12 protein-coding genes and 1 tRNA gene are annotated in these 16,280 nt (G+C 36.8%); 6 read left to right on the forward strand and 7 right to left on the reverse strand.

Features of this window, described 5'->3' with window-relative positions; translation table 11 throughout:
- Nucleotides 1–3 precede the first annotated feature (3 nt).
- The 4 genes from pdhA to porU form a co-directional block, all read right to left on the reverse strand.
- Nucleotides 4–1,002, reverse strand: coding sequence for a pyruvate dehydrogenase (acetyl-transferring) E1 component subunit alpha (gene pdhA / locus BLQ00_RS00675; protein WP_093139399.1), 999 nt, complete (start codon nt 1,000–1,002; stop codon nt 4–6).
- 316 nt (nt 1,003–1,318) lie between these two features.
- Nucleotides 1,319–1,804 carry a cytidine deaminase gene (locus BLQ00_RS00680; RefSeq protein WP_093139401.1) on the reverse strand — a complete coding sequence of 162 codons (486 nt, stop codon included), beginning with the start codon at nt 1,802–1,804 and terminating at the stop codon, nt 1,319–1,321.
- A gap of 4 nt (nt 1,805–1,808) precedes the next feature.
- Nucleotides 1,809–2,960 (reverse strand): type IX secretion system outer membrane channel protein PorV, encoded by a 1,152-nt coding sequence (gene porV / locus BLQ00_RS00685; protein WP_093139402.1) that lies wholly within the window; start codon nt 2,958–2,960, stop codon nt 1,809–1,811.
- 35 nt (nt 2,961–2,995) lie between these two features.
- On the reverse strand, nt 2,996–6,865 hold the full coding sequence (gene porU / locus BLQ00_RS00690) for a type IX secretion system sortase PorU (protein ID WP_093139404.1): 3,870 nt from the start codon (nt 6,863–6,865) through the stop codon (nt 2,996–2,998).
- 214 nt (nt 6,866–7,079) lie between these two features.
- Between porU and gldJ the strand changes: the two genes are divergently transcribed.
- The 6 genes from gldJ (at nt 7,080) to BLQ00_RS00720 (ending at nt 11,555) form a co-directional block, all read left to right on the forward strand.
- Nucleotides 7,080–8,750: a gliding motility lipoprotein GldJ gene (gene gldJ / locus BLQ00_RS00695; RefSeq protein ID WP_093139406.1), complete on the forward strand. Its 1,671-nt coding sequence runs from the start codon at nt 7,080–7,082 to the stop codon at nt 8,748–8,750.
- A gap of 72 nt (nt 8,751–8,822) precedes the next feature.
- The gene (locus BLQ00_RS00700) at nt 8,823–10,103 is read left to right on the forward strand and encodes a UDP-N-acetylmuramoyl-tripeptide--D-alanyl-D-alanine ligase (RefSeq protein ID WP_093139408.1); all 1,281 of its coding nucleotides are present in this window, start codon (nt 8,823–8,825) and stop codon (nt 10,101–10,103) included.
- A gap of 282 nt (nt 10,104–10,385) precedes the next feature.
- Nucleotides 10,386–10,709 carry a YtxH domain-containing protein gene (locus BLQ00_RS00705; RefSeq protein WP_093139409.1) on the forward strand — a complete coding sequence of 108 codons (324 nt, stop codon included), beginning with the start codon at nt 10,386–10,388 and terminating at the stop codon, nt 10,707–10,709.
- A 7-nt stretch (nt 10,710–10,716) separates the two neighbouring features.
- On the forward strand, nt 10,717–11,076 hold the full coding sequence (locus BLQ00_RS00710; RefSeq protein WP_139149337.1) for a hypothetical protein: 360 nt from the start codon (nt 10,717–10,719) through the stop codon (nt 11,074–11,076).
- A gap of 34 nt (nt 11,077–11,110) precedes the next feature.
- On the forward strand, nt 11,111–11,263 hold the full coding sequence (locus BLQ00_RS17500) for a hypothetical protein (protein ID WP_175445391.1): 153 nt from the start codon (nt 11,111–11,113) through the stop codon (nt 11,261–11,263).
- Nucleotides 11,264–11,480: 217 nt separating this feature from the next.
- Nucleotides 11,481–11,555 (forward strand) — tRNA-Val (locus BLQ00_RS00720).
- 46 nt (nt 11,556–11,601) lie between these two features.
- On the opposite strand, the gene BLQ00_RS00725 is transcribed toward BLQ00_RS00720, so the two are convergent.
- The 3 genes from BLQ00_RS00725 to BLQ00_RS00735 are packed head-to-tail and all read right to left on the reverse strand — an operon-like array spanning nt 11,602 to nt 16,164.
- Entirely contained in the window at nt 11,602–12,819 is a 1,218-nt protein-coding gene (locus tag BLQ00_RS00725; protein ID WP_093139414.1) for a bifunctional folylpolyglutamate synthase/dihydrofolate synthase, read from the reverse strand.
- Between the two features lie 6 nt (nt 12,820–12,825).
- The gene (locus BLQ00_RS00730; RefSeq protein WP_093139416.1) at nt 12,826–15,318 is read right to left on the reverse strand and encodes a T9SS type A sorting domain-containing protein; all 2,493 of its coding nucleotides are present in this window, start codon (nt 15,316–15,318) and stop codon (nt 12,826–12,828) included.
- 57 nt (nt 15,319–15,375) lie between these two features.
- Nucleotides 15,376–16,164: an energy transducer TonB gene (locus BLQ00_RS00735; RefSeq protein ID WP_373287751.1), complete on the reverse strand. Its 789-nt coding sequence runs from the start codon at nt 16,162–16,164 to the stop codon at nt 15,376–15,378.
- Between the last annotated feature and the right edge of the window lie 116 nt (nt 16,165–16,280).

Consider the following 16,280-nt stretch of genomic DNA (forward strand, 5'->3'; position numbering starts at 1 on the left):
CAATTATAATTTATGTGGTAAAAAAGGGTAGTTTTCTTGATCGTACACTACGTCGTACATTACGTTTTTGTCTGGATATGGAGATTCGTCTGCAAATTTTTCACACTCACTCACCAAGTCTTTTACACGCTTGTCAATTTTCTTTATTTCAGCTTCTGTAGCATATTTCTTTTGGTAAATAGTATGCAATACACTTAAAATAGGATCTTCTTCTTGTTTTTTAGCCACCTCTTCTTTGGTACGGTAATGTTGTGCATCACTCATAGAATGACCTCTATAACGATACGTTCTTATTTCTAAGAATGTAGGTCCGTCACCTCTTCGTGCGCGTTGAATGGCTTCGTCCATTTCTTTCGCTACCAGTTCTGGTTTCATTCCATCTACTGGACGACAAGGCATTTCGTACCCTAATCCTAATTTATAAATATCGGTATGATTTGCTGTACGTGCTACAGAAGTTCCCATTGCGTATCCATTGTTTTCACAACAAAATACAACTGGAAGTTTCCAAAGCATTGCTAAGTTGAATGTTTCGTGAAGGGAACCTTGACGAACCGCTCCATCTCCCATAAAGGTTAATGTTACAGCATCGCTCCCATTATATTTATCAGCAAATGCAAGTCCAGCACCTAATGGAATTTGACCTCCAACAATACCATGACCTCCATAAAAACGATGTTCTTTAGAGAAAATATGCATCGAACCTCCCAAACCTTGAGATGTCCCTGTAGCTTTTCCATACAATTCCGCCATTACACGTTTAGGATCTACGCCCATCCCGATAGGTTGCACGTGATTTCTATACGCAGTAATCATCTTATCTTTTGTTAAATCCATAGCGTGCAAAGCACCTGCTAATACAGCTTCTTGCCCGTTATACAAATGCAAAAACCCTCTAACTTTTTGATTGATATACACTTGCGCTAATTTATCTTCAAATTTGCGCCAAAAAAGCATGTTCTCATACCAGTCTAGGTATGTTTTTTTTGTAATTTTCTTCATCTATAAATTGTAACAGTTTCCGAAGTGAAAACTCATTGCACGAAAAACAAAAATAGCATATTAAAAAGTTTTAAAAAAGAAGTATATCTTCAAATTCAAAAAAAGAAAGGTAAATTTTAAAAAGGACAATAAACTAATTTACTAAAAACACCAAAAAGCTAGGATTAACAAAGGGTTTACTGCTAATAAGCCTCGTGTTTATGGCACACTAAAGATGTAAAAATTAATTAACTTTTATTCCCAACAGCTACAATTTCACCTTGAAATTTAGGTAAAATTAAACATGTGTTTATTCTTTACTTCTTAAAAAAAAGGATTAAAACAGATAAGAGCCATCAAAAATAAGTGGCAATAAATCTTTTATAGAATTTGCCTTAATGACTTTTCCAGATTCGCCCATAAAGTAGATAGCCATCGGTGACTTTTGTTTTACCTCGTACTCTGCCAATGATTGTCGGCAAGCGCCACAAGGAGGAATAGGCGTAGTAATGGTTTGTTTTAAGGATCGCGCGGTAATAGCGAGGGTGGTAATTGGCACCCCTGGATATAACGCACCTGCCTGAAAAACTGCGACACGCTCGGCACACAAACCTGACGGGAACGCTGCATTTTCTTGATTGTTTCCCATTACAATCTCACCAGTTTCTAACTGAAGTGCTGCTCCCACATTAAAATGTGAATAAGGCGCATATGCGTTTTCACGTGCAATATGCGCCTTATTCATTAAGTCTTGCACGTTTTGTGGAAGTTCCGAAATAGCTTCGTAAACTTCTAAATGTGCCTCAATAGTTATTTTTTTCAAATTTCTAGTATTCGTCGTATTCGTCTCCAAAATTGAAAGTCAATCCAAAACGAAGACTTCCTTCTAATGGACTTACTACTTTCGAAGTAGAGAATAAATAAGAGATATCAAAGTTAATGGCAGTATATCTAAATCCAGCTCCTAATGACAAGAACTTTCTAGACCCTGCTTCTTCAGCTTCATTAAAATACCCTGCACGGAATGCAAATGCATCTTGATACCAGTATTCTGCCCCTAATGCCCAAACGTATTCTTTCAACTCATTATCACCATCACCAAAAGAAGAAATCATTCCACTAAAGAAACTTTCTTTGTAGTAGTCATCATTTCTATCAATTGTACCGTCTCCGTTAGAATCGCTAGGTGTAGGAACTAATAACTTATCTATTTCTAAAGACACTCCTACTTTATTGTATTCGTCCAAGATAAAGTCGAATCCACCTCCTAAAGCAAGATTGGTAGGAAGGTTACTTTCTGAACCAGCATCGTCATATTTAATTTTCGGTCCAATATTCGAAATATTGAAACCTAATCTCCAACGTCCGTCAAAATCACTATATGCAATCTCTTCACTTTGGTAGTAACCTGCTACATCTACGGCAAATGTACTTGCTGCGTTCCCTTCACTTGTACTTGACTGACCAAGTTTTAAGTCAGAGTTAATAAAACGACCTGCAACAGCCATAGAGAAACGCTCACTTAATCGAAGTGAATACGAAACATCTAACATTAATTCGTTCGGCTTTACAATAAGTGGTTCTTGATCTGGAGTATCTCTAAGTTCAATTTCTCCAGCACTAAAATAACGGAAACTTGCACCTACAGCACTTTGTTCGTTAATACGGTTATAATAGGTTACATTTCCTAAAAATATATCATTAACTAATTTACTTAAGTATGGTGTATATGTAATACCTACTCCTTGTTTTTTAAGAGCAAAAGCATACTTTGCAGGGTTCCATTGTTGTGAAAACGCATCTGCAGAGGTTACAACACCAATATCTCCCATACCCGCTGCACGAGCATCACCAGCAATTAAAAGAAACGGAACTCCTGTTGTAATAACACCTTGAAGTGATCCTGTTTCTGTTGGTTCTTGTGCGTTTGCGTTAAATGCTACTAAAGTTATTAGTATTGAAATAAAGAATTTCTTCATGAGGTTCAAATTTTGGACAAATATAATTTTAATTTTTAAAGGATAACAAGTTTTTCAAATTTTTCAACTTGCTTATTGGTTAACGTCGATTTTACCGTAATCTTATATACATAGACACCTTTTCCTATTCTATCGCCAAAATCGTCGGTTCCATCCCAAGTAATCTCCCTCGACAAGAAACCATCGGTAGTTACAATTTGATTTTGCGTCCATACTACCTTTCCAGTAACAGTGAACACCTGTACTTGAACTTCTAAAGGCTCGTACGGACGATTGTGATTGAACCAAAATTCGGTATAATTCACAAAAGGATTTGGGTAATTTAATACGTTTGTTATTTCAAGAGCATCATCTCCCGCTACTATAAATTGTATTTCTTCAGTAGAGGAATTATTATACACATCCCAAGCTTTTAGGGTTAAAGTATGTAATCCATCTTCCAAGTCACGTAATTTATAATTAAGTGTTCCTTTGGTAAAATCATCAACATCTGCTTGATAATATTCATTTACCACATACGGATTAGACTCATCTCCATCTAATACAGCCACAATATCATGTCCTACTCCACTTGAGGTATTAATACCATTCGTATCTTCTATTTTCGCCAATAGCACGGGAGAATCATTTGTAATTCCGCCAGAAATAAAACTCTCGTCATTCATAAATAGATTAATAAGCGGCCCTCTATCGTCCTCCGGAGCATTTTCATTTAAACCACCTACTTTAAAATCAACGTTTACACCTCCTTGATCTTGCAGCACATTGTCTCGCTTTGCATATAAACTAACACGACCATTTCCTACTGGGATTTGGGTATCTCTCGGCATCACAAATTCAAATTCAAAATTACCATTGGTTACCGTGGCTTGTCCGTTAAACAGAACCTCTCCTAACGTGATGAAATCAAGAATAAAGCCCGAATTATTAGCTCTATCATTCCCTAAGGTTTGTCGGTTTACGTTTTTATCAAAAAGTTTTGCTTCTAAAACACCATTGTATCCCGTTAACTTCTGACCGTTTTGATTTGTTACTTCTCCTTCAAAACGAACTTTACTAAGTGCTTTTAGAGTGTCTGTCGCTTGAGCAATTGGCACTCCGTTTAAAGTTGTTATCCGTATATCTTTCTTCGGAAAAGCAAGTGGAAGCGCAGGATCTCCTATAAAAAATACAACACGTCGCTCTTCACTATTAATATTATTTTTTGAAAGACGTAGTCCTTCAGCTGGCGTATTAGGATTTTCTACTCCAAACCCATAAAGCTCTGAAGCCAATGCTTCATTATAATCTATCCCTAACGAAATATTTATAGACCTCGTTGTAGTCACCAGCGATATCGCTCCTCCCTCTTTATTCTGATAGGTAAGTTCTCCTGCAGTAATCCGCAACGGATTATCAAACTTTGTAAACTCACAGGTTACTGTTATTACACAAGGGTATTTGTATTTATTTTGAAGGTTTTGAGCGGCTTCTTTGGTGTAAATAAATTCATGAGCCAATCCATCTTCACCTCCGTGACCGAAATAGTCTATAATTAGCGCCCCTAATTCTATATTATTTTTAATAGCTTCATTGACGGCAGGATATCTATTTCCGCCTGCTGATGTTTCTTGCTGAAAAGCATCTGAGTGAATCTTTTTTACATTTACAAAGGGTTTTTGTTCAGAAATAACATCTCCCAAAGCATCTAATTCAATTTCTAAAATTTGATCTCCATTGTCAACATCATCCGAAATTAATAAGAAATTGTTTCTCCAATTACCGTACGACTCTTTCAAACTGTAATCAATAATTTTTTGCACCATTGCATTTGCATGGGTCACTTCATCTGTTAAAATTCTTCCTACCGCTATATCTAGCAAATCGTCTGCACTCATCGTTCCTTCATCTTCATCCATCATTCCGAAGTAATCATCAGACACATACGAATAATGATTACTTACACTAGCCACCGTATGAAATGAAGGTACTACATTGTTGTTGTTTGAAATTCTATTTTTATAATCGACAGAAGTATCGCCAAAAAAGCACAAATATTTCACTCGATTTTCTTCCGAAGAAGCATTCTCATAAACATATCGTATAAAATTTCGAATCCCACCAATATCTTGCTGCCCCGAACTAAACTCTTCATAAATCATATCGGTAGTAACTACTTTCGTAGTTAATCCAGATACATTTTTATGATGATTTGCAAGTTTAAGTGCTGGCTGGATTAGATAAGGAGCCGTAATTATTAAATAATCAATATCCTTAAAACTTCCCGTTTCGTCATTAAAAATAGTTCCTTTTAAATCTTGATTAACCACCTGCGAATTAGCTATACGGACGGGCGCATAGTAATCATTAGGATGCACGGCGACGTACTTTCTTAAAAGCCCCATCTGAGCCTTAAATGTAAATGTACTTTCAGAAGCTTCATTTTGCTTTGCCGTAATTTGGTTTGTATTGGTAACATCCCAAACCTGAGTAAATTGAGAAGCATTACTTATTTGGTATTCTCCAACACCTGTCATCGCAGTAACACCATTATATTTAAACGGCAATTGTCCTTCTACTCCTGTTAACTGACGCAAAGCTTCAATACCTATATAATCTAAATACCCAATACTTGAAGGATTCCCTCCATTGTTATAAGCAAGATCTACCGTTACTGTTGATGATCCAGAGGCAGGTACTTCTCCTCTAAAATCGTCTACAGACAATACACTTTGCCCACTAAGTCCTGCAAAATTTAAGGGATCTAAACTTGTTCCATTTACCGAAAGAGCCATTGATGTGACACTTTCAGAAGTAGCTCCAGCTTTCACCACCACAAACATGGGATCACCATTAGAGACGATGTTAGGAAAATCAAATTCAAACGTTTGTTCACTTTCAATATCAAATCTATTTCCATACCATCTTCTTCCTACCAACCCAGGACTTGACTCGTCTAGTTCATGAAATTTGTAATCATGAAACTGAGTAATTGGAACTCCCGCTCCCACTGGCTCTACCATTGGTTGTACACGAAGTCCCGCGCCACCTTCAACCGTTACATAATAATATGCTTCATCACTATAAGGATTGATATTAGTATCATTTAACTGTCCGGTAGCAGACAAATCTCTAAAATCATCAACTGTATCATCATACCCCTGTGTACTTATTCCGTAGAACAAAATAGCATCTCCAGCATCAAAAGACCCATCTTCTTCGCCAATGACTTGAATGGAATTTTCAGGCAAATCAAAATCTGTATTTAACGAATTTAAAAACGGTAAGGGTTTTCCTCCATGTCCGTAAATTTTCAAATTACGAGGGTTAATTCCGTCGGTATTCATTCCTAAGTCATTCAAAAAAGACTTATCTATTTTATGAATACCTGTTTTTTCAACTTTAAATTTATACCAAGCTCCCGAAGCTAAAACTGAATTGGATAATTGAATTCTATTCTGAGTGTTTTTTGCATTCGTTTTTCTATAATCTGCAGAAAACGAAACTATTTTCCTCAAAACTCCATTGACATTTACTACTGGAGAAATTGAAAGAATTGTATATGTTATATTTCGTGCTTTTTTACTTCTAATAAAATACTCGGGCGTAGCAGGAACTAATGCGCTATTTACTTTTGCCAATTCTTCTGCGGAAAGTGAAGCGTATACAATATTGCTTACTCGTAAACTAGAAGGATCTGCGAAACCATTATCTTCCCATTGCTCACTATATTGAAGTGTTCTATCTGTCAACTGAAGATTCAACTTCGAGAAGGCCTTTTCTTTATAGGTCAGATAATTAGTCTCGGAAGGAGCCTCGCTAAGACTAGAAGATTGATTGTCCCAATCTATTGAAAAGGTTCGAACTTGCGCTTTCACAATGAAAGGCAGTAATAGTAGACTTAAAAAAAGGAAAAATTTTTTCATTAATATCAATAACGCTTCAAATATACACTTAGTATTATATCGGTTTCAAACTTTATTTTATTATAATTCAAATAATAATTATTAAAGTAATACGTTTGCATTTGTGTTAGTGGTAAAAACCACAAAAAACTAACATTGTATTAATGCTAAAATATTATTGCAATTTTATCGTTAATTACTATATTGCGAACCCAATTTCTTCATAATTGAAACTATGAACTTAAAAAAAACATTAGTATTACAGCTATGCATTGCTATAGCTGCAACTTCATTTTTAGTGAGTTGCAACAAATCACGAGACTACAAAGATAGTTCTAGAGCTACTGGTTGGAAGATGAACTCCAAAGAAGGAGGATTTCAATACAACCCAAAAGCGAAAGAACAGGAAACTGGTCCTGGCTTAGTCTTTATCGAAGGTGGAACTTTCACCATGGGTAAAGTGCAAGATGATCCTATGCACGACTGGAATAATAGTCCTAACCAACAACACGTTCAATCTTTCTACATGGATGAAACTGAGGTGACAAACCTTATGTATCTAGAATATTTAGATTGGATAAAAAATGTTTTCCCTCCATCCGACGAAAATTATCGTAGAATATACGAAGGAGCATTGCTTGACACTTTAGTTTGGAGAAACAGATTAGGGTACAACGAAGTAATGACAAACAACTACTTACGTCATCCTGCTTATGGTGATTACCCAGTAGTAGGTGTTAGTTGGATTCAAGCCGTTGAATTTAGCAACTGGAGAACAGATCGTGTGAATGAATTAATTCTTGAAAAAGAAGGTATCACTACAAGAAATGCGCGTTACGAGGTAGAGCCTGGCGAAACATTTAGCACAGAAACCTATTTAAATGCTCCTACTTTAACGTATGGCGGTAACGACTCTATTACTAGAGGAGGAAAACGTTCACAAGGAATCGCTAAGAAAAGCAAAGACAGTACTGGACTATATATCCAAAGAAAAGATGGTCTATTAATGCCATCGTACCGTCTTCCGACTGAAGCAGAATGGGAATACGCAGCTTTAGGTCTTGTTGGACTTCGTAACTACAATGTATATAGAGGAAGAAAAAAATATCCTTGGGATGGTCAATACACTCGTTCAGGAAAAAGAAGAAGCCGTGGAGATCAAATGGCAAACTTCAAACAAGGTGATGGAGATTATGGTGGTATTGCTGGATGGAGTGATGATGGTGCCGATATTACTGCTGAAGTAAAATCATACGAACCAAATGACTATGGTTTATACGATATGGCTGGTAATGTTGCAGAATGGGTTGCCGATATCTACCGTCCTATTGTTGATGATGAATTTAACGACTTTAACTACTATCGTGGTAACGTTTACACTAAAAACTCAATCGATAAAGATGGAAAAGTTAGAATTGTAACTGCCGACTCTATTGTATACGACACGTTAAGTAACGGTAGAATTGTCGCTAGAAATTTACCTGGTGAAATCTTACAAGTACCAGTTGACGATAAAGAAACATACTTAAGAACAAACTTTTCTGAAAGTGATAACCGTGATTACCGCGATGGAGACAAACGTTCTTCACGTTACTACCAATCATTTGGCGAAGATGAAGAAATGGACGAATCTGAAAGAATGTATAATTCTCCTAAGAACAAAGTATTTGCCGATAGCTTAGGAAACTTAGACCGTCAATTTGACAAATCGTCTAACAGAACTACATTAATTAACAACGAAGTTCGTGTGTACAAAGGTGGTTCTTGGAAAGATCGTGATTACTGGTTAGATCCAGCACAAAGAAGATACTTCCCAGAAGATATGGCTACAGATTACATAGGCTTTAGATGTGCTATGTCTCGTGTAGGTTCTAAATCTAAAAAAGGGAAAAGACCTAGAAATTAATCTGAATTTAATTTATAATTTAGCCCTCCTTTTCCATTCGGAATTGGAGGGTTTTTTATTACATTTATTTCTATGAAAATTGAAACAGTTTATCAGCATTTTATAGCAAGTACAGGAATTTGCACTGACACCCGAAAAATTAAAAAAGGGTGTTTGTTTTTTGCACTAAAAGGAGACAACTTTAATGGAAATAAATTTACTGAAGAAGCGCTAACTAAAGGAGCTTTAAAAGTGATTATCGATGAAGAAGAGTATCACAAACCCACCGGAGAAACCATTCGGTGCCCTAACAGCCTAGAACTGCTTCAAGAGCTTGCCACGTATCACAGAAAGCAATTAAACATCCCAATTATAGCATTAACAGGAAGCAATGGTAAAACAACAACCAAAGAGCTTATAAACGCTGTTTTAAAACAAAAATACAATACTACTGCCACCGTTGGCAATCTCAATAATCATATCGGAGTACCGCTTACACTCCTTTCTATGACAAAAGATACCGAAATAGGTATTATCGAAATGGGTGCCAATCATCCAAAAGAAATTGCGCTTTTATGTGAAATCGCACAACCAGATTATGGCTATATAACAAATTTCGGAAAAGCGCATTTAGAAGGCTTTGGAAGTATTGAAGGAGTTATAAAAGCGAAAACGGAACTATACGAATACCTTCGTAAACACCAAAAGACAGTATTTATTAATGCAAATGACCCTATTCAAAAATCTCTTTCAGAAGGCATACAAAGAAATACTTTCGGAACGGAAGGTCAAGATATAGGTGTAACTCTCCTAAATAGCAAGAAAGAACTTGTAGTTTCTTTTAAAAATTTAGATATCAAAAGCAATTTAATAGGAATTTACAACTTTAATAACATAGCTGCTGCAATAGCGATTGGTGATTATTTTAAGGTTTCTTCGGAAAAAATTAAAACTGCAATTGAAGCTTACACTCCCACAAACAATCGCTCGCAACGGATTGAAAAGGATACAAATCAAATTATTCTAGACGCCTACAACGCCAATCCAACAAGTATGCTTGCTGCTTTAGAGAACTTTAAACAAGCGGAAGGTGACAACAAAGTACTTTTTCTAGGCGATATGTTCGAACTAGGCGCTGAAGCAGCTTCAGAACACCAAAAAATAACAGATTACCTTACCGAAAACAACCTTGGCACAACGTATTTATTAGGAAGCAACTTTTTTAAAACAAAATCAAACGCTTCAAATATTTTACAGTTTGAAACTTTTGAAGACTTTAAAGCACAATTTTCAGAAAAGAGTATCCAGAAAAGTTTCATCCTAATTAAAGGATCTAGAGGCATGGCCTTAGAAAGAATTACGGAACTTCTTTAACCGTAATTACACGATAAAAATCAATTTTAGAAACTATCGCAACTTCCTTTTTTCCTCTAAATTAAACTTCCGAAGAAAAGAAATTACACCCAAAATTTTTAACACCAATCCTTCGTTTTAACATCTTATTATGTTAAAATTTCACTAGCTTGGTTAAAGAGCGTTAAAGTCCCTCTCTCAGCTCAAAATAGTTCTTACATTAGTACTAATCAAACACTTAAAACTCACATTTTTGAGTTTGTGTTTGAGTCAAACAAACTAATAATTAAAACTAAAAACAATATGTCTAAAACTGGCAATACCCTATTAGGGATCGTAGCAGGAGCAGCACTAGGAGCAACTTTAGGAATTCTATACGCACCTGAAAAAGGAACAAAAACTAGAAAAAAAATAAAAAAGAATGCAGTGCACGCTAAAGATGACATTATAGCTAAAACAAACGAGCTTACTTCGCAATTAAATTCTAAATTTAATGTGCATAAAGAAGAGTTTGGAACCAAACTAGACTCCATGGTAAGTGAAATGAGCGATAAAGCAGAAGATGTTATTTCTACGTTAGAAAAAAAATTAGCGACACTTAAAAAGCAGAATGAAAAAGTAAGCTAAGATGATTATGGACACGTTCAAATCATCTAAAGAAGAACTAATAGACGGAGGCTCGCATTTAAAAGAGTACGCTAAGAAAGAATATGAATACTCGAAATTAAAGATATTCTTTCAAATCGCTAGTTTAACTACTAGTATTGCAAAAGCGATTTTAATTGGTACAGCGTTCACCCTATTTACAGTTTTTATCTCCTTTGCCTTAGCCATAGGCTTGGGTCAATTATTTAACAACATGTATTTAGGATATATCGCTGTAGCTGGACTCTATCTTTTAATTGCAGTATTCATCTACGCGTTTAGAAGTAAATTAGAACGATTTATAGTGCAAAAATTATCCAAAACTTATTTCGACGATGAAAACATATAATTCACTCAAAGATATCGAGCTTGATCTTAAGAAAATGAAGTTGGAAAAGCAGATTTTAGTGGAAGAAATGAAACTAAATGTACATCGAATTGATGAAAACTTTTCATCGAACATTATTATGAGCACGTTACTTCCTATCGCGAAAAAGTTTGGAATTCCTTATTTGATTCATCGGATTTTCAAATAAAAATCTGAAAACATTAAAAAAACTCTCAACATTCAATTTGTTGGGAGTTTTTATTTTAAAACTCCTTTTTTTGCTACCCTCACAAAAAGCTGAAATACAACCTACTACTTTAGATCGAAACAAGCTTTTAAAAAAGGTGCAAAAAAAATCAATTATTTTTCAAATAAATGTTTGTGGAAACTAAAAACTAACTTATATTTGCCCTCGCTAACAATAAGGGCGATTAGCTCAGCTGGTTCAGAGCACTTGGTTTACACCCAAGGGGTCGGGGGTTCGAACCCCTCATCGCCCACAAAAAAAATCTCGAATTTTATTCGGGATTTTTTTATGCCTTATTTTTACAACACTTCCGCAACTACAAACGTACTTCCACCCACAAAAACAACATCACTCTTTGTTGCGGTTAACAAAGCATCTTTGTACGCCATTTTCACCGAAAGATACACTTCACCTTCCAAACCAAATTTCGCTGCCTTTTCTTCCAACACTTTTACTTTAAGTCCTCTTGGCACATCTGGTCTACAGAAATAATACTTTGCCTCTTTTGGAAACAGCGGCAATACCGTATCCAAATCTTTATCATCTACAGCTCCCAACACAATATGCAACGCATCGTACTTTTCAAGACTCAGTTGTTTCATCACTAACTGAAGCCCTTCTTTATTATGTGCTGTATCGCAAATTACTTTTGGTTGTTCTTTTAAAATCTGCCAACGCCCCATTAAGCCAGTATTCGGTATAGTTCGTAACAAGCCATTTTTAATGCTTTTTTCTGAAACCTTCCAACCTTTCTCTTGCAGTATAAGCAAGGTCGCCAGTACGGTTTTAATATTCTTTTTTTGATAGCTTCCTTTTAAGTCTGAAGCATAGGAAGCCTTTTTAGATTTTTCGGCAAATACAATGAGCGCATTCTTATCTAGCGCAACCTCTTGAAATATTGTTTTTGTTTCTGAAACAGTTTCACCAATCACAACAGGAATGCCTGACTTTATAATTCCAGCTTTTTCAGCAGCAATTTGCTGAAGTGTTGTTCCCAAAAATCGCATGTGATCCAAACCAATATTCGTAATAACCGATACTTCTGGTGTAATTATATTCGTACTATCCAATCGCCCTCCTAACCCTACTTCTATAATTGCAATATCAACTTTTTCTTTTTTGAAGTAATCAAACGCTAATCCTACAGTCATTTCAAAAAAGGACAACGAATGTGTTTCAAAAAAAGACTTGTGCTTCGATACAAAAGCAGAAACCGTTCGCTTCGGAACCATTGTCCCGTTTACTTTTATTCGTTCTCTAAAGTCTTTTAAATGCGGTGAGGTATACAAACCCACCTTATACCCTGCTTCTTGTAATACAGAAGCTAACATATGGCTAGTAGATCCTTTTCCGTTGGTTCCCGCTACATGAATTGTTTTAAAACCAGTATGAGGAGTTCCTAAATACTCTGCCAAAAGAAGGGTATTGGAAAGATCTGCCTTATAAGCAGATTTCCCTACCCGTTGATACATGGGCAATTGTGCAAAAAGCCACGCTATGGTATCTGAATAGTTGATAATAGTCTATTTTACAATTAATTTCTTAGTAACTTGAGACGTTCCGCTAGTTATTTTAACCCAATACATTCCTATTGAAAATTCTTCAACTGAAAACTGAATTGAATTTTCTCCTCCTGAAAATTTATGTTCAAAATAGGCCCTTCCTAAAGCATCATACACAATCACTGAAACAATTTCGGAAGGATTCTTCATCGAAATCGTAACAAGATCTGAAGCTGGATTTGGAGCCACCGAAACACTTTCAGCAAAATCAAAACCATCTACATTCGCCTCTCCTACATATATTTTATACATAGAACGCCCATAGGTTGCCGCGTACAAATAACTCGATTCAGAAGAATTCATAAACAAATCGGTCACCACTACTGACGGTAAGTTTTCACCAAATGGTTCCCAATCTTCACCTGGAGATTGAACTCTCATAACACCAATATCGGTTGCAAGAAAGACACCTTCCCAACCACCAATTTCAATATCACTTACAGGAATATTTGGAAGATTTCTAGTAATATCAATCCAAGTCTCCCCTCTGTCCTCACTATAAAAAACATGTCCTCCATCTTCGCCATAACGATACCCGGAAAAAGTAACATAGACCCGTTCCGATTCGTAAGGATCGGCTTTCACTTTCGTTACCCAACGCTCTGGTAAATTTGCAGACAATTGTTCCCAAGTAACTCCTCCGTCGTCCGTACGCCACACATTACCATCGTCAGTCCCTACAAAAATTAAGTTGGTGTCAATGGGAGATACATCAATGGTTGTTATGGTTCCAAACGTAAGATTCCCAGAATTCGTACCATTGCTTAAATCTCCACTTATCGCAGTCCAGTTACTTGCTGCATTCGTTGTTTTATACAAACGCTGTGTTCCATAATACAACACTTGCGAATTTAATGGATCTTGTGTTACAGGCGTATCCCAATTTTTGCGATCTCCAGAAGAAATCCCATTAGTAGCTCCAAAAAACGAGGCTCCATTATTGGTTGACTTCCCTAGATTTCCATTTTGTGACAATGCATAAATTACATTTGTATTCGTAAAATCGACTAAAGGCTGAAAACCATCTCCCCCATAAATAATATTCCAATCACTTAAACCTCCTGAAGTAGTTCTGCTGGTGCTATTATCTTGAGCGCCACCATAAATCTTACTTGGATTTAGCGCATCCACATACATTCTATAAAATTGAGTGATGGGCAAATTAAGGTTCTTAACCGAAGAAGCCCCATCGTTGGTACTTTTATACAATCCGCCGTCATTCCCCAACAACACCTCACCAGCTACAGAAGCATTAAATGCCATGGCATGCTGATCTACATGCACATTTGAAAATGAGTCAGACCAATTGGCCCCTCCGTTTGTTGACTTCTGAACTTCAAAATCTACATTGTAAACAATATCTTCATCAGTAGGATCGACAAAAACACCTCCAAACCACCAGTGAAAACCTACATTTGTTAATTGCCCTGTATTTTTCTCTACCCAAGTAGCACCGCCGTCATCGGTTCTATAAAACCCTTCAATACTACCTGCCGTATCTACATATCGTGCATACAACACATTAGGATTCGATTGAGAAATATCAATATTTATACGTCCTTTATCTGCCGCAGCTGTTGGCAAACCATTGGTTAATTCTGACCAGGTTTCTCCTCCATCTGTAGATTTATACAGCCCTGAAGTTTCTCCACCATATTGACGTCTATTAGGGCGTCTAATCCGCTCCCAACTTGCAGCATATACAATATCTCCATTGGTTGGATGCATTGCCATATCTATAATTCCTGTAGAGTCGCTTACAAATAATTTTTGTTCCCAAGTTGCTCCACCATCGGTCGTTTTATACACACCGCGATTCACATCGTTTCTAAAAAGTGGCCCCATAGCTCCTACTAAAACAGTATTTTCATCATTTGGATCGATTAAAATCTTTCCGATACTTCCTACATCTGGCAATCCTTTCGACTCCCATGTTAGTCCGCCATCGGCACTTCTAAACATTCCATTCCCGTCGTACGCTAACGAGCCTCCTCCAGCATTTACTTCTCCAGTTCCTACCCAAATAATATCGGTATCATTTTTTGAAATTTCTATATCTCCTATAGACAACATTTCTTGCTCGTCAAATATGGGATTCCAAGTCACTCCCCCATCAATTGTTTTGAACACACCACCAGAGGCAGCTCCTATATAATACGTTTGCGGCTGATCTATTGGAATCTCAATGTCGGTAATTCTTCCCCCTATATTTAAAGGCCCTGCAAATTCCCAAGGCAGTGCTGAACTCGAACGTCGTGGTTGTTGTTTTTTCCAAGCAATAGCTGCTGCGTATGCATCTGTTTTTAGCGTTCCTGTGGGATACGCGCGTTGCATAAACATAAAGTCGTGTGGTTTTTCTTCGGAAGGTTTTTCAGAGATATCACCCTTAGAGGAAGGCGCATTGCAACCCAGTATTGAAAGAAAGAAAATTGAAACCAGAATTATACGAGTCATAGCATTGTGTTTATACTGCTAAAGATAGTTAAATTCTAATTTGAAATACGGGAAGCGTTATTCTGAAAGGCTAAATTTATAGATAATTTTTCCTATTTGTTTTGCGGGTGCTTTATCGTCGCTGTTAAATCGTGTTGCTAACGCCGCTCTTTTTGCTGGTTCCAACAAGCATTTGGTATTGTTTGTAGTTCCGCGAACTCCTGCTGTAGCACTAATGACTTTACCATTACGATCTACCTCAATACTGACTACTACCGTTCCAGCTTCATTACAGTCTTGTACAAATTTCTCTTTGTTTAATGCTTTACGCCCCCCTAACAAGTAATTTCCATCACCGTCTAAGCCTTTTCCTGTTCCGTAGTAACTTTTAGCATTTGGATCACCGTTCGGGTCTCCTTTATCGCCAGGGGTTTTATCGTCGCCTTCTCCCCCTGAAGCAGTACCGTCACTTTTTGGACCATTAATCAAACTAGATAATGCATCGGTTGTTTTCTTGTCTGGCTTTGGATCGGGTTTTTTAGGCGGTTCCTTTTTAGGCGCTACCTTTTTAATTGGCGTTTCCTTTTTCTCTACCTTTTTTTCCTCTTTTTTAATAACAGGCGCCTCCTCATTATCTTGCGTCACCACCTCTTCTTTGATTTCAGATTTTGGTTGTGTTACAGGTTCAGGTTCGGTTTCTTTGGGTGCCGATTTAATAGCTTCGGAAGGTTGTATGTCTCCAGAGCCGGTTTCGGTCGTTCCAAAATTAACTGCAATTCCTTGTTCTGGTGGTGGGTCTAAATAGGTAAGTCCTACATAAAAAAGCAATAGCAAGATAATCACGTGTAACACTACCGTGATTGCCATGCTCTTTTTTTTATGTTCGGTATCTAACAGACTCAATGGAAAAGGTATTAATATTAGTACTTGTTTTGCAAGAGGGATTGAGTACACTACCGTGTAGTGACGAAAGCCCGACGCGC

Origin of the sequence: Ulvibacter litoralis, from assembly GCF_900102055.1 — a bacterium.
Taxonomy (GTDB): Bacteria; Bacteroidota; Bacteroidia; order Flavobacteriales; family Flavobacteriaceae; genus Ulvibacter; species Ulvibacter litoralis.